This is a genomic window from Pseudooceanicola aquaeponti (assembly GCF_050897975.1).
Taxonomy (GTDB): domain Bacteria; phylum Pseudomonadota; class Alphaproteobacteria; order Rhodobacterales; family Rhodobacteraceae; genus Pseudooceanicola.
In genome coordinates this window covers 241735-260895 of the sequence record NZ_JBPAXY010000003.1, presented here as the reverse complement: position 1 = coordinate 260895, position 19161 = coordinate 241735, and the positions used below count along the sequence as shown (strand labels likewise).

Genomic DNA, 19161 nt, shown 5'->3' with positions numbered 1-19161 from the left:
CATACATTGTCCCAGAAATCCCCGGGGGATGAAAGGCCTCACCCCGTGAAAACGCCGTTTTCAGTCATATTTTCATGGCGTTATGGATACATGCACCCCACCCTTCGGACAGCGGCAAGACCCCGGCGCCAAGTGGCCCCGGGGTCTTTTATCCTGCGCTGTCGCCCGGACATCCCGGGCCCCGGATCACTCGGCCGCGATGGCCGCAGCCCCCTGCCCCGGCACGTAGTTCAGGATCGGCGCCAGCCAGCGCTCGGCCTCGGCCACGGTCATCCCCTTGCGGGCGGCGTAATCCTCGACCTGGTCGCGCTCGACCTTGGCGACGCCGAAGTAATAGCTGTCGGGATGGCCGATATAGAGGCCCGCGACCGAGGACCCCGGCCACATGGCATAGCTTTCCGTCAGCGCCACGCCGGTGGCCTCGGTGGCATCCAGCAGATCGAAGAGGGTCGTCTTCTCGGTATGGTCGGGCTGGGCCGGATAGCCGGGCGCCGGGCGGATGCCCGCGTAGGGTTCACCGATCAGCTCTTGCGGCGTGAACTGCTCGTCCGCGCCATAGGGCCACAGCTTGGTGCGCACCACCTCGTGCATCCGCTCGGCAAAGGCCTCTGCCATGCGGTCGGCCAGGGCCTTGACCAAGATCGAACTGTAATCGTCGTTCTTGCCCTCGAAGGCCTCGGCAATGGCGATCTCTTCGACCCCCGCCGTGACGACGAAACCGCCGATGTAGTCGCTGACCCCTTGCGGCGCGACGAAATCCGACAGGGCCACATTGGGCCGATCACCGCGTTTGCTGGTCTGCTGGCGCAGGGTGTAGAAGGTGGCCTTTTCCTCGGCCCGCCCCTCGTCTTCCCAGACAGTGATGTCGTCGCCCTGCCCGTTCGCGGGCCAGAATCCCACCACGGCGCGGGGCGTGAACCACTTCTCGTCGATGATCCGTGCCAGCATCGCCTGGGCATCCTCGAACAGCGCGCGCGCCGCCTCACCCTGCTTCGGGTCCTCCAGGATCTTCGGATAGACGCCCTTCAGCTCCCAGGTCTGGAAGAAAGGGGTCCAGTCGATATAGCGGGCCAGCTCGGCCAGATCCCAGTCGTCATAGACCTTGGTGCCGAAGAAGGCCGGTTTGGCGGGGGCGTAGCCGTCGAAGTCGATCTTCAAGGCATTGGCCCGTGCCGCCGTCAGCGGCAGGCGCGTCTTGGCCGCCTCGGCGCGGGCGTGTTTCTCGGCCACATCGGCATATTCGGCGGCGATATTGGCCACATATTCGGCCTTCACCTGTTTCGACAGCAGCGAGGACACCACCCCGACCGCGCGGCTGGCATCGGTGACATAGATCGCCTGCCCCTCGTCGTAACGCGGGTGGATCTTGACGGCGGTATGCACGCGCGAGGTGGTGGCCCCACCGATCAGCAGCGGGATGTCGAAGCCCTGCCGCTCCATCTCAGACGCCACATGCACCATCTCGTCCAGCGAGGGGGTGATCAGCCCCGACAGTCCGATCACGTCGACCTCTTCGTCGCGGGCCACCTGAAGGATCTTTTCTGCGGGCACCATGACGCCCAGGTCGATGATCTCGTAGTTGTTGCAGGCCAGGACGACGCCGACGATGTTCTTGCCGATGTCATGCACATCGCCCTTCACCGTGGCCATCAGCACCTTGCCCGCCGCCTGGCGCTGATCGCCGCCGGTCAGGCGTTTCTCTTCTTCCATGTAGGGCAGCAGAACGGCCACGGCCTGTTTCATGACGCGCGCCGATTTCACCACCTGCGGCAGGAACATCTTGCCCGCGCCAAAGAGGTCGCCCACAACGTTCATCCCGGCCATCAGCGGCCCTTCGATGACGTGCAACGGACGCTCGGCCCCCTGGCGCGCCTCTTCGGTGTCGGCCTCGATGAACTCGGTAATGCCGTTGACCAGCGCGTGTTCCAGCCGCTTCTCGACCGGCAGCTCGCGCCAGGACATGTCCTTTTCGCGGCCCTTGGCGCCGCCCTGGCCGCGATACTCTTCCGCGATTTCCAGCAGGTTCTCGGTGGCGGAGTTGCCATTGGCGGGCGTGCGGTTCAGCACCACATCCTCGCAGGCCTCGCGCAGGCGGGCGTCGATCTGGTCGTAGACCGCCAGCTGGCCCGCGTTGACGATGCCCATGTCCATGCCGTTCTGGATGCCGTGATACAGGAAGACCGCGTGCATCGCCTCGCGCACCGGCTCATTGCCACGGAAGCTGAACGACAGGTTCGACACCCCGCCCGAGATGTGGACATGCGGGCAGGTCTCTGTGATGCGTTTCGTCGCCTTGATGAAGTCCAGCCCGTAGTTGTCATGCTCTTCAATGCCGGTGGCCACGGCAAAGACGTTGGGGTCGAAGATGATGTCCTCGGGCGGAAAGCCCACCTCTTCGGTCAGGATGCGGTAGGCGCGCTGACAGATCGCCACCTTGCGCGCCTCGGTGTCGGCCTGCCCGCTTTCGTCAAAGGCCATGACGACCACGGCGGCGCCATAAGCGCGGCACAGGCGCGCGTGATGCAGAAAGGCCTCTTCGCCCTCTTTCAGCGAGATCGAGTTGACCACCGATTTCCCCTGCACGCATTGCAGACCGGCCTCGATCACCTCCCATTTGGAGCTGTCGATCATGATCGGCACCCGGGCAATGTCGGGCTCTGCCGCGATCAGGTTCAGGAACTCGATCATCGCCTGTTTCGAGTCAATCAGCCCCTCATCCATGTTGATGTCGATGATCTGGGCGCCGTTCTCGACCTGCTGGCGGGCCACCTCCAGCGCTGCGGCATAGTCGCGGTTGGTGATCAGCTTGCGGAAGCGGGCCGAGCCCGTGACATTCGTCCGCTCGCCCACGTTGACGAAGGGGATGTCCTTGCTCAGCGTGAAGGGCTCCAGCCCCGAAAGCTGCATCAGGGGCCGATGCGCCGGGATCTGGCGCGGGGCGCAGTCCTGCACCGCCGTGGCCACCGCGCGGATATGGTCATAGGTCGAGCCGCAGCAGCCGCCGACGATATTGACCAGCCCGTCGCGGGCAAAGCCGCCGATCAGCGCCGCCATCTCTTCCGGCGTCTGGTCATAGGCGCCCATCTCGTTGGGCAGGCCCGCGTTGGGATAGGCGCAGATCAGCGTATCGGCCACGCCCGACAGCTCGGCGATATGGGGGCGCATGGCATCGGCACCAAGGGCACAGTTCAACCCGACGCTCAGCGGCTCTGCATGGCGCACCGAATGCCAGAAGGCCGTGGGCGTCTGCCCCGACAGGGTCCGCCCCGACAGGTCGGTGATCGTGCCAGAGAGCATCACCGGCACCCGTTCGCCCCGGGCGGCAAAGACCTCTTCACAGGCAAAGATCGCGGCCTTGGCGTTCAGCGTGTCGAAAATGGTTTCGATCAGCAGCAGGTCGGCGCCCCCTTCCAGCAGGGCCTCGGCCTGTTCCGCATAGGCGCGGCGCAGGTCGTCGAAGGTGACGGCGCGGTAGCCCGGGTCGTTCACGTCCGGGCTGATCGAGGCGGTGCGGTTGGTCGGGCCAAGCGCGCCCGCGACAAAGCGGCGGCGCCCGTCCTCGGCCTCGGCCCGGTCCATCGCCTGGCGCGCCAGACGCGCGCCCACGACGTTCAGCGCCCGCACCTGTTCTTCCATGCCGTAATCGGCCTGGGCAATGGTGGTCGAGGAAAAGGTGTTGGTCTCGACGATATCGGCCCCGGCGCGGGCGTAATTCAGGTGGATCTCTTCGATGACCTCGGGGCGGGTCAGGTTCAGCAGGTCGTTATTGCCCTTCTGCGGGCGGTCGTTCTCCGCCCCCGGCGGCAGGGCACAGCCACAGCCGCAGCCCGCCCCATGGCCGTGGAAATCCGCCTCGGCCAGGCCCAGATCCTGAATGGCCGTGCCCATGGCCCCGTCCAGGATCAGGATACGCTCGCGCGCGGCGGCGCGGATCTGGTCGAAAACGGGCGAGTGGCGAAGCGAAGCGGCGGACATGAAACCTGGACCCTGCATAAAGAAAGGGCACAGCCGACAGGGCCTGCCCGGAGCCCCCTCCTTACGCGCGGCCAAACAGATCATCCACTTCATATAAGGCATGGAGAATATGAGCGGCGTTCATGTTCCAGCCCCGCCTGCCCCGTCCGCGCGCCGATTCTGCGGCGCGGCACGTTCGACCGGGCCGCCCAGCCCCCCGATCCCGCGCCAGGGCGTCCTTTCGCGTCGCATCCTGCCGGGTCGATGGCGCATTTCGACGGGGCAAGGGCCCGTGGATTTTCCCGAGGTCTCTTCCGGCGCACACCATGTCGCAAATGCATGATCGCGGTGTCGCGCCCGGTCTATTTTCCGAAAGAAGATGTTGGGTGCGTCGCCTTCCGGGGGGACGAGAATTGGGAAGCCGGTGCAAGACCGGCGCTGCCCCCGCAACGGTAAGATCCGCAGGGCCTTTTGCCAGCGGCCACCGGACAGGACGGGTCCGGGAAGGCGGTGGAAGGTCGGGGCAATTCAGCCCCGGTGGATCAAGCCCGGAAACCAGCCCCGCATCACGCCAAACCGCGGGCGGCGGTGGTGGCGGCATCGGATCCCTTGCGTCCTCGTGGGATCTCGTGCCGTGCCCCGTTGTCCAGTCCCAGTTACCCCGGGTGCGTCCCGGTCAAGGAGGCTCGCCATGGACGTTCAGGCCAAGGCACGTGACATGCTCAGCCGGCGCACGCCCGGTCATTCCCTCGAGCAGGCGTTCTATACCGATCCGCAGATCTTCGATCTGGACATGGAAACGATCTGGTATCGCGACTGGCTGTTCGCGACCCCCGTCGCGGCCCTGCCCAAGGGCGGCAGCTATGTCACCCACAAGGTCGGCCCCTACCGGGTGATCATCGTGAAGGGACAGGACGGCGAGATCCGCGCCTTCCACAACACCTGCCGCCACCGCGGGTCGGTCATCTGCAAGGGCGCCTCGGGCAATGTGGCCAAGCTGGTCTGCCCCTACCACCAGTGGACCTACGAGCTGGACGGGCGCCTGCTGTGGGCCCGCGACATGGGCCCCGATTTCGACGCCGCCGCCCATGGGCTGAAGCCGGTGAACTGCCGTGTCGTCTCGGGTCTGGTCTATATCTGCCTGGCCGACGAGGCGCCCGATTTCGACGCCTTCGCCGCCACCGTCACCCCCTATCTGGACGTCCACGACCTGGCCAATGCCAAGGTCGCCTTCCAGTCGACCATCGTCGAGAACGGCAACTGGAAGCTGGTGTGGGAAAACAACCGCGAGTGCTATCACTGCGCGGGCAACCACCCCTCGCTCTGCCGCACCTACCCCGAGGATCCGACGATCACCGGCGTCAGCCAGGACGGCACCTTCCCGCCCAAGGTCGAGGCGCATTTCCAGCGCCTGGAAGGCGCCGGTGCCCCCTCGCGCTTCCAGATGGCCGAGGACGGCCAGTACCGCATCGCCCGGATGCCGCTCTTGGATGGTGCCGAAAGCTACACCATGAACGGCAAGATCGCAGTGCAAAAGCGCCTCGGTCGTGTGCCCTTCCTGGATGCCGGGACGCTGCTGAAGTTCCACTATCCCACCACCTGGAACCACTTCCTGTCGGATCACTCGATCACCTTCCGCGTGACCCCGATCAGCCCGACCGAAACCGAGGTGCAGACCACCTGGCTGGTCAACAAGGACGCGGTCGAGGGCGTGGATTACGACCTGGAGAACCTGAAGACCGTCTGGGAACACACCAACGACGAGGACCGCCAGGTCGTCGAGGACAACCAGCAGGGCATCAATTCGCCCGCCTATGTCCCCGGCCCCTATTCGGCCACCCACGAGGATGGCGTGCTGCAATTCGTCAACTGGTACTGCACCACCCTGGGCAACCGCATTGATCCGGTAAGGCTGGCGGCGGAATGAACGTTCCCAACCGTACCCTCGCCCAGCCGATCAACACCTGGGACGGCTCCGCGATGCTGGAATGCGTCGCGGTGCTGCCCGAGGCGCCCAATGTCGTCACCTTCAGCTTTGCCGCCGAAGACCGGTCGATCTTTTCCTACCTGCCCGGCCAGTTCGTGACCCTCGAACTGCCGGTGCCGGGGGGGCCGCTCTATCGGACCTACACGATCTCCTCCACGCCCTCGCGGCCGCTGTGCCTGACGGTGACGGTGAAGGCGCAGGAAGGATCCATCGGCACCCGCTGGATGCTGGACAACCTGAAACCGGGGATGAAGCTGAAGTCGACGGCGCCGGGCGGCACCTTCACCAGCCACCATCACCGGGCCGAGAAGTACCTGTTCATCTCGGCGGGTTCTGGCATTATGCCGATGAAATCCATGACCACCTGGTTCTACGACACCGGGCGGCCCTGCGACATCGTCTTCGTCAACTGTGCCAAGCGCCCCTCGGAAATCATCTTCCGCGAGACGCTGGAACACATGGCCTCGCGCACCGATCAGCTAAAGCTGAAGTGGGTCGTCGAGGAAAGCGACCGTTTCCGGCCCTGGATCGGCTACGAGGGTTTCTTCAACCAGCTGATGCTGGGCCTGATCGCGCCCGACTATCTGGAGCGTGAGGTGTTCTGCTGTGGCCCCGAGCCCTTCATGCAGGCGGTCCGCGAGGCCCTTCAGGGCCTGGGCTACGACATGGAGAAGTATCACCAGGAAAGCTTCCAGGCGCCGACGCCCGCCCAGGCCGAGGATTACGCCGAAGACGACGTGATCCCCGACGAGGACACCAAGGCGCAGGTCCGCTTCGCCAATTCCGATGTCACCGCCACCTGTGCCGAGACCGACACGATCCTGGCCGCCGCCCGCGGCGCGGGTCTGAACATCCCCTCGGGCTGTACCTTCGGCGTCTGCGGCACCTGCAAGGTGCGCAAGACCAAGGGCGAGGTGCATATGGTCCACAATGGCGGGATCACCGACGACGATATCGAAGAGGGCTACATCCTGGCCTGCTGTTCGCATCCCATCGGCGAGGTCGAGGTCGAGGCCTGAGCCTGGCCCCTTTGCAAAAATGACAACGGGCGGCCCCAGGGCCGCCCGTTGGCGTTTCGGCCTTCGATCCGGGCTCAGGGCTTCAGCACCAGAGGGCCGACCGGCGACCCGGGCGGCACCGGCAGCGGCTTCAGTCCCGGCACGCCCAGGGGCTTTGGCAGAGGGGACGGCAGGGGCTTCGGCCCCGGTCCCGGCGTGGCGGCCAGCAATCCGCCCGGACCGCTGGGCGGTGTCGGCAGGGGCAGCGGCGTGGGCGTGGCGGCGGGACCGGGCGCGGGCGCCTCTTCCAGCAGCAGATTGCAGGTGCTGAGGCCCGTGGCCAGGCAGCTGTCGGCATGGGTCGGATCCTGTTGGCAGACCAGTTGCATGGCGGCCTGACAGGCCACCCAGCCGGGCAGATTGCCCGGGCTGGCAAGGGCGCCCTGGGGCAGCAGCCCCAGGATCAGCGGCAGGGCGGGAAGGATGGCGGCACGGGGGGTGGCGAACATGGGGTCTCTCCTGGTTGCGGGGCAGCGGACCGGCGGTCGCGCCCGGGATGTCTGCGGTGTGATCGGTCGTTCTAGGGGTTGGTCGATTGGGCCGCGCGGCGGGTTCAATCTTTGCCGGGGCCGCGCGCCCTGGTGTCGCCGAAATGGCAAGGGGCGGCCCCGGAAGGAACCGCCCCGCTCTGTCGTCCTGGCGCCGCGTCTGACGCAGGCCTACCAGGCCAGATCGCCGCTGCCGCCCGAAAAGCCACCGCCGCCACCGCCGCCGCCGTTGTTCGGCGGGGCCAGGTCGCCGCCGCCACCGGCAAAGCCACCGGCACCGCCGCCGCCATTGCCACCATCTTTGCCGCCCCAGCCCCCGCCGGTGCCGCCACCCGTGCCGCCGCTGTCGTCGCTGCCCCCCGGACCACCGGTGCGATAGCTGGTCATCCACTCGATGCGGAACCGGTACTGGCTGTCACCGGCACGCTGAAGGACGATGCGGCGGAAGGCCTCGCTTTGGGCCGAGCGGACCGGGTGCAGGCTGTTGCAGGCCTGGGTGCCCGCCGCCATGCAGCTGCCGGGGTCGGTCGCGTTCTGCTGGCAGGCGGCGGCGACATAGGCCTGGCAGGCGCCCCAGTTGGGGAAGCTGGCGGCCTGGCTGGCCCCGGCGCTGCCGAGGGTGGCGAGGGCGGCGAAACCGGCGAAGGTAATCTTGCTGAAGAAAGTCATTGGAAAAGGCTCCTGAAGATGTTGCGTTCCCCGTCATCGGGTTACGAACATAGGTCGGAGCCGGGGATCGCGCGGTTCAAAGATCCGCGCGAAAAAAAATTGAAAATCTCACAAACCTCTGAAAACTGGCCTTAATTGCAGCCCGTCATCTGCACCAGCCCCCAGCCGGTGCCGGTGTCGCGCCCGGCGGGCGGCAGATCCTGGGCCGTGGCGCGCAGTCGCGCGCGCAGCTCTGCCAGGGACAGGCCCCGCCCGGCGCCCAGATGCACCGCCAGGGCGGTGACGATGGGCGCCGCGTAAGAGGTGCCGCTGAGATAGGCGCCGCCCCCCTGCCCGCGCGCCGCCCAGATGTCGACGCCCGGCGCGGCCAGCTCGATCTCGGGGCCGTGGTTGGCCCGGGCCCAGGGCCTGCGGGCGGCATCCACCGCCGTCACCGCGATCACATCCGGCGCGGCGGCGGGCCAGCCGGTGCGCCCGCCGTCATTGCCCGCCGCCGCGATCAGGATCGCCCCCTGAGAGGCGGCGCGCGACAGCACCAGCGCCAGCGCCTGGTTGGGCGGGCCCGCCAGCGACAGGTTGATCACCCGCACCCTGAGGGCCAGAAGCCGGTCGATGGCCGCCGCCACCCTCTCTACATCGGCCCGTTCGGCGCCGCCGCGCCCGGTGAAGATGGTCACCGCGTGCAGCCGCGCCCCGGCGGCCAGCCCGCGCAGCGCGCCAGAGGCATCCTGCCCCACCATCAGCGCCGCCACCGCCGTGCCGTGATCGGCGCCAGCGGGACGCTCATCCGCGTCCAACAGGCTTTCGACCCGCACCGAGGCCCCCGCCAGCGCCGGATGGCCCGTCGCCACCGGCCCGTCGATCATGCCGATCGCGGGCCCGCCCGGCACCGCGCAGCCCGTCGCCCCGGCGCCGACCAGCGATGCCGCGTAAAGGCGCGGAGTGCCGCCCGCGAACCCATAAAGCTGGTGCCAGTCGAACCGCGTCGCGGGCGCCACCGCCAGGACACGGGCGCGCGCCTCGGCCAGGCTCAGGCCGCGCGGCAGGACGAACATCTGCGCCACCAGGCCAAGGGCCGGGTAATTGCGCAGCCGCACCAGGGTCGCCCCCGATTGCTGCAAGGCCGCGACCACCTGCGGCGCCTCGGCGGGCGGACCGATGGCCAGCACCTCGTCACGGTTGCCGAAACGGCGGAATTCGCCGCTGCCGCCCCCGCCGCCGCGCAGCCCGTCCGTGGCATCGCCCCGTCCGCCGCCGCCACCACCCGAGACGCCAGAGCTGTTACCCGCACCGCCGCCGGTTGGATCGCCCCCCGGGGTCTGCGCCAGGGCCGCGCCGCCAGGCAGCGTCAGAGCCAGGGTCAGCAGGCAAAGGGCAAGGCGCAGCCCTGCAAGCAACGACGACCGGCGGAGCGGATCACTTGGCATAATCGACATCCTCCACCAGATCAGAGCTGCGCAACAGCGCCAGCAGCGCCTCGGGATTCTCCGAGGCGGGCGGGATCAGCCGGTAAAGGCCAAGCGCCGACGGGCCGCCCGCGATCTCGATCCCGAGGCTCAGCAGCAGGGTGCGGATCTCGCCCTCGGGCGCGTCGGGATCGAAGGCCACGACAAAGCCGCCCTCGCCGCCGCCCGCCAGGCCATAGCCCGCCTCGCCGCCGCGTGTGCCCAGCCACAGGCTTTGCCCCAGAAGCGCCACCACCGCCACCGCTGCCACGGCCTGCCACAGGCGCGGGCGGGGTGCGGTGGCGCTATTGGCGGCAGGTGCAAGCTGGGCCGTGTCCTCCACATCGCGCATCAGCCGGGCCAGGCCGAAGGCGCCGGGGCTTTGCACCTCTTCGGCCTGCATCCCCTCGCGGATCGCCAACAGCGCCGCCAGCTCGATCTCCAGCCGGGGATCCTCGGCCAGGGCGGCCTCGACGGCGGCCCGTTCCTCGGCGCTGGCGGTGCCGTTGGCATAGAAGGGCAGCAGGGCTTCGATCTCGTCTCGGTCGCGGGTCATGCGGGCGTCCCTCCGCGGCTGACGCGGCCCGACAGGCAGCGCAGAAGCAGTTTCTTGGCGTGGAAGATCCGGGTCTTGATCGTCCCCTCGGGCACCCCCGCCACCTCGGCGATCTGGGCATAGCCCATGTCCTCGTAGAAGGCGAGCGAGACCGCCATGCGGTGATCCGCCTTCAGCTCGTCCAGGCAATGGCGCAGATGCGCCGCCTCCTGCGCGGCCAGGGTCGCGGCCTCGCCATCGGGGCCGTCATCCTCCATCTCGGGGGTTTCACCAGGCAGATCCACCCGCGCCCCCTTGCGGCGCAGGTCGATGACCTTGCGCCAGGCGATACCGAATATCCATGTCTGCACCTTGGATCTCCCTTCGAACCGTCCGGCGCTGCGCCAGACCTCCATGAACACGTCATGAAGTAGGTCGGCGGACTCGTGCGGATCGTTCAATCGCGACAGGATGAAGCGGTAAAGGGGCCGCTCCATCTGCTGATAGAGCTGCGACAGGGCGGCCTTGTCGCCCGCGGCGATGGCCGCCATCAGGGGGGCCAGGGGATCGGCCATGGGGGGTCCTCCACCCTTTCCTCAACGGGTCTTCACGGACTATAGCGAAGGACAGGCGCCCGTCACCTGTCTAGGCGGTCGCCGGCACACCAACCGGGGGAGGCGCGTCATGGACGCATCGCAATTCAGGGAAACCGCCGCCCATGAGGCCGGATTTGCCCGTCTCTACGGCAGCGAGGTCCTGCCGCTCTATCGCAGCAGCCGCGACCTGGCCGAGCATAAGCAGCGCCGGGCCCGGTTCCAGGCGCGGGTGGTGCTGGGGCTGGGCGCGCTGGCGGCGCTGCTGGTCGGGGCCTTCCATCCCTTCGAGGCGGATACGCCCCGCTGGATCGTGCCTGCCTTCATCCTGGTGGCCTTCGGCATCATCGCGGGGGTGATCGTCCAGCAGACCCGGGCACGGTTCAATCGCCAGATGAAGGACCAGATCGCGCCGATCCTGGCCGGGCATCTGGGGGTCAGTGATTTCGTCGCCCGCCCGCCGCGCGACTATCTGGACCTGCCCGCGCTGCACCGGTTGCAGATCCTGCCGCAGTTCACCGATATCGCCATCGAGGACGGCATGGCCGGGCGCTGGCGCGATGTGGGCTATCGCCTGGCCGAGGTCACCCTGCGCAAGCGCAAGGCCAGCACCGACGACGACAACAAGGGCGAAAGCTGGGAGCGGGTCTTCAAGGGGCTGGTGCTGGAGGTCGAGACGCCGGTGGACATGCCCTGGACCGTCTTCGAGGCCGGGCCGCGCGGCATCCTGGGCAAGGTGCGCGACGTCTTCCTGTCGGCCCACGGGCTGCGCCCGGTGGACTATGGCCTGGGCGAGGCCGCGCCCTTCCGCGTCTATTCCGAGGTGCCGGGGCGTGCGAAAGAGCTGGTGCCGCCGCTGTTTCTGGAAACCCTGGTGCAGATCGCCTCGGACCAGGGGCAAGAGCCGCGCCGGATCGAGGCGGGGTTCCGCGGGCGGACCTTCCACCTGTGTCTGCGGCGGACCGAGGATTTCCTGGAGCTGGACGCCTACCGCACCGACCCTGAGACCTTCCAGCAGAACTGCCGCCGGGCGCTGGCCGACATGGCCCTGCCGCGGCGGGTGATCGACCTGCTGATCGACGGCCCCACGCAGGGCTGACGCCCGCCCGGTCGGGGCCTCTCTTGGCCCGGGCCGGACCGCGTTCGGGGGCGCCTAGCCCTGCGGGAACCGCGCCCGGGTACGGTTGGCGAAGGCCACCAGCGACAGCATCACCGGCACTTCGACCAGCACCCCCACCACCGTGGCCAGGGCCGCGCCGGAATTCAGCCCGAAGAGAGAGATGGCCACCGCCACCGCCAGTTCGAAGAAGTTCGAGGTGCCGATCATCGCGCAGGGCGCCGCCACCCGGTGCGGCACCTTCAGCAGGAAGGCCGCCCCATAGGCCAGGGCGAAGATGCCGTAGCTTTGGATCAGGATCGGCACGGCGATCAGCACGATCACCAGGGGCCGCGCAAGGATCACGCTGCCCTGAAGGCCAAAGAGGATCACCACCGTCGCGATCAGCCCCAGGATCGACCAGGGTTTGACCCGCGCCGAAAAGGCCTCGACCGCCGCTTTGCTGCCCAGCATCCGCCGGGTGGCCAGCCCCGCCAGCAGCGGCAGCACCACGTAAAGCAGGGTCGCCAGCAACAGGGTCTGCCAGGGCACGGTGATCTCGGTCACCCCCAGCAGGAAGGCCACGATGGGGGCAAAGACCACCACCATGATCAGGTCGTTGACCGAGACCTGCACCAGCGTATAGGTGGCATCGCCCTTGGTCAGCTGCGACCAGACAAAGACCATGGCCGTACAGGGCGCCGCCCCCAGCAGGATCAGCCCGGCGATATATTGCGCCGCATCCTCGGGCGCGATCCAGGGGGCGAAGACATGCTCGAAGAAGAGCACCGCCAGGGCCGCCATGGTGAAGGGCTTGATCAGCCAGTTCACCGCCAGGGTCACCAGCAGCCCGCGCGGCTGGCGCGCCACGCCCGCCACGGCGCCGAAGTCGACGTTGACCATCATCGGATAGACCATGGCCCAGATCAGCACCGCCACCACAAGGTTGATCGAGGCGACCTCGGCCCGCGCCACCAGCTGCACCAGCCCCGGCGCCAGGGTGCCGATGGCGATCCCCGCCACCATGGCCAGGGCCACCCAGACCGAAAGGTAGCGTTCGAAGACCCCCAGGGGGCCGGGCGCGGTCTGATCGGTGCGGGACATGGGCGGTGCTCTCCTGCGGGCATGAAAAAGGCGGCAGCCCCGGGGGCCGCCGCCTTTGTGTTCAATGGATCCGACCCGAAGGTCAAGCGGGCAAAGCGCCCGTCAGGCCTGGGCGCCACCGCCCCCGGCGCGCCGACGCGGCCGACGCCGCTTGGCCCCGCCGGGCTTGGCACCGGCACCGCCGCCGCCATTGCCGCCGCCCGCCGCAGCGCCGCGCGGTTTCTGACCGGGGCGCCCGCCCCGGCTCCGCCCGCCACCGGACTTGCCGCCCGGTTTCGGCGGCGCCACCCGGGGCGAGCCCGGCAGGACACCGGGGTGCACCTCGCCGCTGGCCACGGGGATGTCGATCTTCATCAGCTTCTGGATCTGGCGCAGCAGATCCGCCTCGTCCGGGGCGCAGAACGCGTGGGCCTCGCCCTCGCGACCGGCGCGCGCGGTGCGGCCGATGCGGTGGACATAGTTGTCGGGCACTTCCGGCAGGTCGTAGTTGATCACATGGGCGACGCCGGGAATGTCGATGCCACGCGCGGCCACATCGGTGGCCACCAGGATGTTGATCGTGCCGTCGCGGAAGGCCTTGATGGCGCGGTCGCGCTGGCCCTGGCTTTTGTTGCCGTGGATCGAGGCGGCGTTATAGCCATCGGCCACAAGCCCCTTCATCAGCTTTTCCGACCCGTGCTTGGTGCGCCCGAAGACCAGCGTCAGCGCGCCGGGATCACGATCCAGGATCTCGCGCAGCTTGCCCGGCTTGTCGGCCTTTTGCAGGAAGTGCACCGATTGCTCGATCTTGTCGGCGGCCTTGCCCGGGGGTGTCACCTGCACCCGCTCGGGGTTGTCCAGATAGGCGCGCGACAGCTCTTCCATCTGCTTGGGCATGGTGGCCGAGAACAGCATGGTCTGGCGCGGTGTGCCCAGATGCGGCGCGATGCGGCGCAGCGCGTGGATAAAGCCCATGTCGAGCATCTGGTCGGCCTCGTCCAGCACCAGGTAAGAGGCATGGGACAGGTCCACCGCGCGGCGGTCCATCAGGTCGATCAGGCGGCCCGGCGTGGCCACCAGGATGTCACAGCCGCGTTCCAGCATGTTGATCTGGCGGTTGATCGACTGGCCGCCAACGACGGTGCGCACCTTCAGGCGGCTGCCCTCGGCATAGATCTTCAGGTTGTCGGCGATCTGGTTCACCAGCTCGCGCGTCGGCGCCAGCACCAGCGCCTTCACGGCGCGCGGCAGCGGTTTGCCCGGCTGTTCCAGCAGCCGGTGCATCAGCGGCAGACCGAAGGCCAGGGTCTTGCCGGTGCCGGTCTGGGCCAGGCCCAGCACGTCGCGGCCCTGAAGGGCCAGCGGAATGGCTTTTTCCTGAATGGGGGTCGGGTCGGTCAGTCCGGCCTCGGCCAGACGTGCGGTCAGTCCCGGCGCCAGGCCGAGATCTTCGAATTGGGTCACGTATGATCCTTTCACCCGCGGCGGGCGGTCCCGCGCGGAAACAGTGGCACCCCGCCCGAAGCGGACGAGGCAAAGAGGGTGATGCGGATCCGGTCGCTGGCGCCTTTCGCGCCCCGTGGCCCGCGTCGAGAACCCTGCGTGATGGGGAACCGGGGGAGAGACGGCCGATGCGCCCCCCGTTCGGGGCGCGGCAGGCTCACGCAGCTGCGCGACCGTTCCGCCCCAGATGGGGGTTTCTGACGCTTTTGTCAACTCGCCCGGGTCGCAACCGGACCCAATGCCCCCCGACCCGCCGGGCAAGCCTCGGGAAAGGTGAAGATTCCCATTTCAAAAAGGTGCGCCGGAAAGGCAATTGATACCCGAAAGGTATCAACGCATTCCTCCCCGGTCATTGTGTTTGCATCTTTCGGGCCCCAGGTTCTGCTGCGACCACGTAGGGAGGAACCTGATGCGTAACATCACACTCGACAACATTACCGACGCCGTCATCAAATCCATGGATGGCGACATTCCCGCGCGCAACCGCGAGATCATGCAGGCCGCGCTGAAGCATATGCACGCCTTCATGAAAGAAGTGAACCTGAGCTACGACGAGTGGCTGGGCGCCATGGAATGGATGCGCCGCGCCGGCGAGATCTCCAGCGATGCCCGTAACGAGTTCATCCTGATCTCCGACATCCTGGGCGTCGAGGTTCTGGCGGACATGCTGGACAAGAAACCCACCCACGACGAGACCATCTCGACCGTGCTGGGTCCGTTCTACCGTGAAAACCCGCCCGTGCTGCCCAAGGGCGCCTCGATCATCCAGAAGGACTTCGAAGGCCAGGAAACCGTGCGCGTGTCCGGCACCATCTACGACACCGAGGGCAACCCGGTTCCGGGCGTGACCATGGATGTCTGGGAAGATGCGCCGAACGGCCTCTACGAACAGCAGGACCCGGATCAGCCCGACTACAACCTGCGCGGCCGCTTCGAGACCGACGAGAACGGCCAGTACGAGTTCGTCGCCATCCGTCCCGTGCCCTACCCCATCCCCTATGATGGCGCCGCGGGCGAACTGCTGAAGTACATGGGTCACCACCCCTGGCGCCCCGGCCACATCCACTTCATGATCTCCAAGGACGGCTACAAGGGTCTGATCTCGCAGATCTACGACAGCGAGACCGAGTATCTGGACAACGACAGCGTCTTCGCCGTGAAAGAAGACCTGATCGGCAAGCTGGAGAAGGCCCCCGAGGGCGCCGACACCGACCTGGTGATGACCTTCGACTTCAAGATCCGCTCGAACGCGCTGGTCGACAGCGTCGCCGCCGAGTGATCCCCTTCGGGCAGGCGGTTCCCCTTCGCCTGCCCGTCCTGTCGCCGCGCCCCCTTCGGCGCGGCGTCTTTTTCTGATTTCCCCGATTTTTCGAGCCCGGAGCCGCCATGAACAGCCCCCGCATCGCCGCCCCCGATCCCGCCGCCGCCACCGGCGACCTGATGCAGGCCACCGCGATCCGCCGGATCAGCACCCGGATCATCGAGGCGCCGACGCGGCGCAAGCACAAGCTGTCCAATACCTCGGTCGCCCATCAGGGCTATATCTTCGTCGAGGTCGAGCTGGAAAACGGCGTGACCGGCCATGGCGAAGGCTCGACCCTGGGCGGCCCCCGCTGGGCCGAGGAAAGCACCGAGGCGATGAAGGCCAATATCGACGCCTATCTTGCCCCCGCCCTGCTGGGTCAGCCTGCCTGCAACCTGGAACAGGCCGCCACGCTGATGGCCCGGGCCTGCAAGCGCAACTATGCCGCCAAATCCGCGCTCGACATGGCGCTGCTGGATGCGACGGCCAAGACCCTTGGCCTGCCCGCCCATGTCCTGCTGGGCGGGGCGCGCGCCACCTCTTTCTCGGCCATCTGGGCCCTGGCATCGGGCGACGCGGGTCAAGAGGTCGAAGAGGCCAAGGGCATGATCGAGAAGGGCTGGTTCAACCGCTTCAAGATCAAGCTGGGCTTTGCCGATCCGGCGACCGACCTGAACCGCCTGGCGGCGCTGCAAAAGGCGCTGCCCGCAGGCACCGACATCATCGCCGACGTGAACCAGGGCTGGTCCGAGGGCGATTTCATCCGCTACCTGCCGCGCCTGGTGGATCTGGGCGTCAGCCTGGTGGAACAGCCCCTGCCCGCCGACCAGATGGCCGGCATGGCGCGCGCCGCCGCCCGCTCGCCCATCCCTCTGATGATGGATGAGGGCGTCTTCACCCCCGCCGAGGCCTTCGACGGCTGCACCAGCGCCGCCGGTTCCGTGCTGTCGCTGAAACTGTGCAAACATGGCGGCGTCCACGCCCTGAAACAGGTCGCAGGCATCGCCGATGCGGCGGGCGTGCAACTCTATGGCGGTTGCCTGCTGGAAAGCTCGATCGGGGCGGCGGCGCACCTGCATGTCTTCGCCACCCTGCCCAAGCTGCACTGGGGGACCGAGCATTTCGGCCCCAAGATCCTGATCGAGGATCTGGTGACCGACGGCCTGCGCTACGAAGACTTCCGCGTGCATTTGCCCGAAGGCCCCGGCCTGGGCATCACCCCCGACCCCGAGCGCATCGAGCGTTACGCCCGCAAAGACTGAAGGGACATCCGATGACCACCAACCTTGCTGCCCGTTTCACCGAGATGGGGCAGATGCTGGCCGCGAAACCGCATCTGCTGCGCCTGGGCGCGCTCTTCTCCGAGACCGTCCTGATCGAAGTCGACGGCAACGAATATTACCTGACCTTCCACCGTGGCCAGCTTGAACGCGTCACCGAAGGCCCCAGCCGTCAGACCCCCTGGCGCTTTGCCCTGCGCGTCGACGGCGAGGCCCTGGCGAAGTTCTGGGAGCCGGTGCCGGAACCTTGTTTCCACGACATCTTCGGCTTCGTCAAAACCGGGCGTGGCCGCATCGACGGCGACATCCTCGCCCTGGTGAAGAACCTGCGGTTCTTCAAGGAATTCATGGCCCAGGGCCGCAGCCAGGAGGTTTCCGCATGAGCGTTGCCTTTGAACCGATCACCGGCCGTTACCTGACCATCGAGGTGGCAGGCCGCCCCGTGCGTATCTACATCGAGGAAGCCGGTCAGGGTCAGCCGGTGATCTGTTTCCACACCGCAGGCGCCGATAACCGCCAGTGGCGCCACATCATGAACGATGCGGAACTGACCGCGAACTATCGCTTCATCGCCCCCGACCTGCCCTGGCACGGTAAATCCCTGCCGCCCGAAGGGTTCCAGGAAGAGGAATATCTGCTGACCACCGAGGTCTACGTGGAAACCGTGCTGAAGCTGGTAGAGGCGCTGGAACTGGAAAACCCGATCTACGCGGGCTGTTCCATGGGCGGGCGGATCGCACTGCAACTGGCGCTGCACAACCCCGAGCCCTTCAAGGGCTTCATCGCCATCGAGGCCAGCGACTTCCAGCCCGCCTGGTACGACATCGACTGGTTCCACCGCCCCGACGCCCACGGCGGCGAGATGGGCGCGGCCCTGGTCAGCGCTAATATCGCGCCCCAGGGGCCTGCGGCGGATCGCTGGGCCACCCAGTGGATGTTCATGCAATCGGGCCCGGGTGTCTTCCGGGGCGATCTGAACTTCTACACCCGCGACGACAGCCTGGTGGGCAAGCTGGGCGGCATCGACACCGCCAGGACGCCCGTGCACATCATGGTCGGCACCTACGACATGACCTGCACCCCCGAGGATGCCCGGCGCACCGCCGCCGAGATCCCCGGCGCCACGCTTGCCGTGATGGAAGAGATCGGGCATTTTCCGATGAGTGAAAACCCGGCCACCTTCCGTCCGCATTTCGTCGAGGCCCTGGCGAAGATGGGCTAAGGCGGCGAAAGCAGCTGCCCTTGGACTTCAGACGCCTTAAATACTTCATCGCCGTGGCCGAAGAATTGCACTTCGGCCGCGCCGCCGCGCGCCTGGAGATGGCGCAGCCGCCGCTGTCGCGCCAGATCGCCGCGCTGGAGGCCGAGCTAGGCGTGCAGCTCTTCGACCGGGCGCGCAACCAGGTGCGCCTGACCGATGCGGGCGCGGTTCTGCTCGATCGCGCCCGCGACATCCTGGCCGACCTCGACAGCGCCTATCGCGAGACCCGGCAGGTGGGTCAGGGCCGCTCTGGCCGCTTGCGAATCGCCTTCGTGGGCTCGGCCACCCACGGGCCGCTGCCCACCTTCATCAAATCCTACCGCTCGCATTATCCGCAGGTCGACCTGGCCCTGTCGTCGATGAACAATGCCGAGCTGGAACGGGCGCTGATCCAGCGCGACATCGACATTGCCGTGGCCCGGCCCCGGCTGAAGGGGGACGAGTTCCGCTCGGCCCTGTTGATCCACGAGCCGTTGATCCTGGCCCTGCCCGACGGGTCCGAACCGGCGCGGCGCACTGGCAAGCTGCGACTGACCGATGTGGCGGCAGAGCCCTTCGTTCTGTATCCGCGCCGCCCGCGTCCCTCTTTCGCCGATCACATCCTGCAAACCTGCGCCGATGAGGGGTTCACCCCCGTCGAACAGGTCTTTGCCCAGGATTACCAGACCGCGATCTCACTTGTGGCCGTTGGGGTGGGCGTGGCCATGGTGCCGCGCAGCGTGTCCTTCTCGGCCCGGTCGGGCGTCACCTACCGCGATTACGAGGGCAACAATCCCGGCACTTCGCTGACCGTCCAGGCGCGCCTCGACAACCGCAAGCCGCAGGTGACGAATTTCTTCACCCTGCTGGCGCAGTTCACCCGCAAGGCCCGCCTGCCCGAGGCGCAGCTGCCGCCCCGGGGCTAGG

16 protein-coding genes and 1 riboswitch are annotated in these 19161 nt (G+C 67.5%); of the genes, 8 read left to right on the top strand and 8 right to left on the bottom strand.

Going from position 1 to position 19161, the window contains the following annotated elements; all coding sequences use genetic code 11:
* Positions 1-186 precede the first annotated feature (186 nt).
* Positions 187-3975, bottom strand: coding sequence for a methionine synthase (gene metH / locus ACRARE_RS07940; protein WP_432655893.1), 3789 nt, complete (start codon positions 3973-3975; stop codon positions 187-189).
* 346 nt (positions 3976-4321) lie between these two features.
* Positions 4322-4532: riboswitch (cobalamin riboswitch) on the top strand.
* 113 nt (positions 4533-4645) lie between these two features.
* Between metH and ACRARE_RS07935 the strand changes: the two genes are divergently transcribed.
* Together ACRARE_RS07935 and ACRARE_RS07930 are read left to right on the top strand one after the other, a co-directional pair.
* Positions 4646-5881 carry an aromatic ring-hydroxylating oxygenase subunit alpha gene (locus ACRARE_RS07935; RefSeq protein WP_432655892.1) on the top strand — a complete coding sequence of 412 codons (1236 nt, stop codon included), beginning with the start codon at positions 4646-4648 and terminating at the stop codon, positions 5879-5881.
* A complete protein-coding gene (locus ACRARE_RS07930; protein ID WP_432655891.1) occupies positions 5878-6960 on the top strand; it encodes an FAD-binding oxidoreductase in 1083 nt (360 codons plus the stop codon). Before ACRARE_RS07935 ends, ACRARE_RS07930 begins: the two co-directional genes overlap by 4 nt.
* Positions 6961-7034: 74 nt before the next feature.
* Here ACRARE_RS07930 and ACRARE_RS07925 read toward each other — a convergent pair whose 3' ends face one another.
* The 5 genes from ACRARE_RS07925 to ACRARE_RS07905 form a co-directional block, all read right to left on the bottom strand.
* Positions 7035-7448 (bottom strand): hypothetical protein, encoded by a 414-nt coding sequence (locus ACRARE_RS07925; RefSeq protein ID WP_432655890.1) that lies wholly within the window; start codon positions 7446-7448, stop codon positions 7035-7037.
* A 210-nt stretch (positions 7449-7658) separates the two neighbouring features.
* Positions 7659-8156 (bottom strand): hypothetical protein, encoded by a 498-nt coding sequence (locus ACRARE_RS07920; protein WP_432655889.1) that lies wholly within the window; start codon positions 8154-8156, stop codon positions 7659-7661.
* A gap of 131 nt (positions 8157-8287) precedes the next feature.
* Positions 8288-9583, bottom strand: coding sequence for a S8 family serine peptidase (locus ACRARE_RS07915; protein WP_432655888.1), 1296 nt, complete (start codon positions 9581-9583; stop codon positions 8288-8290).
* Complete coding sequence (locus ACRARE_RS07910; protein WP_432655887.1) at positions 9573-10157, bottom strand: zf-HC2 domain-containing protein; 585 nt, start codon at positions 10155-10157, stop codon at positions 9573-9575. The genes ACRARE_RS07915 and ACRARE_RS07910 overlap by 11 nt, the downstream gene beginning before the upstream one ends.
* The gene (locus tag ACRARE_RS07905; RefSeq protein WP_432655886.1) at positions 10154-10711 is read right to left on the bottom strand and encodes an RNA polymerase sigma factor; all 558 of its coding nucleotides are present in this window, start codon (positions 10709-10711) and stop codon (positions 10154-10156) included. Before ACRARE_RS07905 ends, ACRARE_RS07910 begins: the two co-directional genes overlap by 4 nt.
* A gap of 109 nt (positions 10712-10820) precedes the next feature.
* Between ACRARE_RS07905 and ACRARE_RS07900 the strand changes: the two genes are divergently transcribed.
* Positions 10821-11828, top strand: a complete 1008-nt coding sequence (locus tag ACRARE_RS07900) for a hypothetical protein (protein WP_432655885.1) — start codon at positions 10821-10823, stop codon at positions 11826-11828.
* 54 nt (positions 11829-11882) lie between these two features.
* On the opposite strand, the gene arsB is transcribed toward ACRARE_RS07900, so the two are convergent.
* Positions 11883-12929 carry an ACR3 family arsenite efflux transporter gene (gene arsB, locus ACRARE_RS07895; protein WP_432655884.1) on the bottom strand — a complete coding sequence of 349 codons (1047 nt, stop codon included), beginning with the start codon at positions 12927-12929 and terminating at the stop codon, positions 11883-11885.
* Positions 12930-13031: 102 nt separating this feature from the next.
* Positions 13032-14372, bottom strand: coding sequence for a DEAD/DEAH box helicase (locus tag ACRARE_RS07890; protein ID WP_432655883.1), 1341 nt, complete (start codon positions 14370-14372; stop codon positions 13032-13034).
* 448 nt (positions 14373-14820) lie between these two features.
* Here ACRARE_RS07890 and ACRARE_RS07885 point away from each other — a divergent pair, with 448 nt between their 5' ends.
* From ACRARE_RS07885 to ACRARE_RS07865, 5 genes are all read left to right on the top strand, one after another.
* The gene (locus ACRARE_RS07885; RefSeq protein ID WP_432655882.1) at positions 14821-15690 is read left to right on the top strand and encodes a dioxygenase family protein; all 870 of its coding nucleotides are present in this window, start codon (positions 14821-14823) and stop codon (positions 15688-15690) included.
* A 107-nt stretch (positions 15691-15797) separates the two neighbouring features.
* On the top strand, positions 15798-16976 hold the full coding sequence (locus ACRARE_RS07880) for a muconate/chloromuconate family cycloisomerase (RefSeq protein ID WP_432655881.1): 1179 nt from the start codon (positions 15798-15800) through the stop codon (positions 16974-16976).
* A gap of 11 nt (positions 16977-16987) precedes the next feature.
* A complete protein-coding gene (locus ACRARE_RS07875; protein WP_432655880.1) occupies positions 16988-17377 on the top strand; it encodes a hypothetical protein in 390 nt (129 codons plus the stop codon).
* Positions 17374-18216 (top strand): alpha/beta fold hydrolase, encoded by an 843-nt coding sequence (locus ACRARE_RS07870; protein ID WP_432655879.1) that lies wholly within the window; start codon positions 17374-17376, stop codon positions 18214-18216. Before ACRARE_RS07875 ends, ACRARE_RS07870 begins: the two co-directional genes overlap by 4 nt.
* Before the next feature lie 20 nt (positions 18217-18236).
* Positions 18237-19160: a LysR family transcriptional regulator gene (locus ACRARE_RS07865; protein ID WP_432655878.1), complete on the top strand. Its 924-nt coding sequence runs from the start codon at positions 18237-18239 to the stop codon at positions 19158-19160.
* The last annotated feature ends 1 nt before the right edge of the window (position 19161 follow it).

Excerpts from the sequence above, each read along its gene's own strand:
- metH (WP_432655893.1), bottom strand. The coding sequence starts at position 3,975 with ATGTCCGCCGCTTCGCTTCGCCACTCGCCCGTTTTCGACCAGATCCGC.
- ACRARE_RS07935 (WP_432655892.1), top strand. The coding sequence starts at position 4,646 with ATGGACGTTCAGGCCAAGGCACGTGACATGCTCAGCCGGCGCACGCCC.
- ACRARE_RS07930 (WP_432655891.1), top strand. The coding sequence starts at position 5,878 with ATGAACGTTCCCAACCGTACCCTCGCCCAGCCGATCAACACCTGGGAC.
- ACRARE_RS07925 (WP_432655890.1), bottom strand. The coding sequence starts at position 7,448 with ATGTTCGCCACCCCCCGTGCCGCCATCCTTCCCGCCCTGCCGCTGATC.
- ACRARE_RS07920 (WP_432655889.1), bottom strand. The coding sequence starts at position 8,156 with ATGACTTTCTTCAGCAAGATTACCTTCGCCGGTTTCGCCGCCCTCGCC.
- ACRARE_RS07915 (WP_432655888.1), bottom strand. The coding sequence starts at position 9,583 with ATGCCAAGTGATCCGCTCCGCCGGTCGTCGTTGCTTGCAGGGCTGCGC.
- ACRARE_RS07910 (WP_432655887.1), bottom strand. The coding sequence starts at position 10,157 with ATGACCCGCGACCGAGACGAGATCGAAGCCCTGCTGCCCTTCTATGCC.
- ACRARE_RS07905 (WP_432655886.1), bottom strand. The coding sequence starts at position 10,711 with ATGGCCGATCCCCTGGCCCCCCTGATGGCGGCCATCGCCGCGGGCGAC.
- ACRARE_RS07900 (WP_432655885.1), top strand. The coding sequence starts at position 10,821 with ATGGACGCATCGCAATTCAGGGAAACCGCCGCCCATGAGGCCGGATTT.
- arsB (WP_432655884.1), bottom strand. The coding sequence starts at position 12,929 with ATGTCCCGCACCGATCAGACCGCGCCCGGCCCCCTGGGGGTCTTCGAA.
- ACRARE_RS07885 (WP_432655882.1), top strand. The coding sequence starts at position 14,821 with ATGCGTAACATCACACTCGACAACATTACCGACGCCGTCATCAAATCC.
- ACRARE_RS07880 (WP_432655881.1), top strand. The coding sequence starts at position 15,798 with ATGAACAGCCCCCGCATCGCCGCCCCCGATCCCGCCGCCGCCACCGGC.
- ACRARE_RS07875 (WP_432655880.1), top strand. The coding sequence starts at position 16,988 with ATGACCACCAACCTTGCTGCCCGTTTCACCGAGATGGGGCAGATGCTG.
- ACRARE_RS07870 (WP_432655879.1), top strand. The coding sequence starts at position 17,374 with ATGAGCGTTGCCTTTGAACCGATCACCGGCCGTTACCTGACCATCGAG.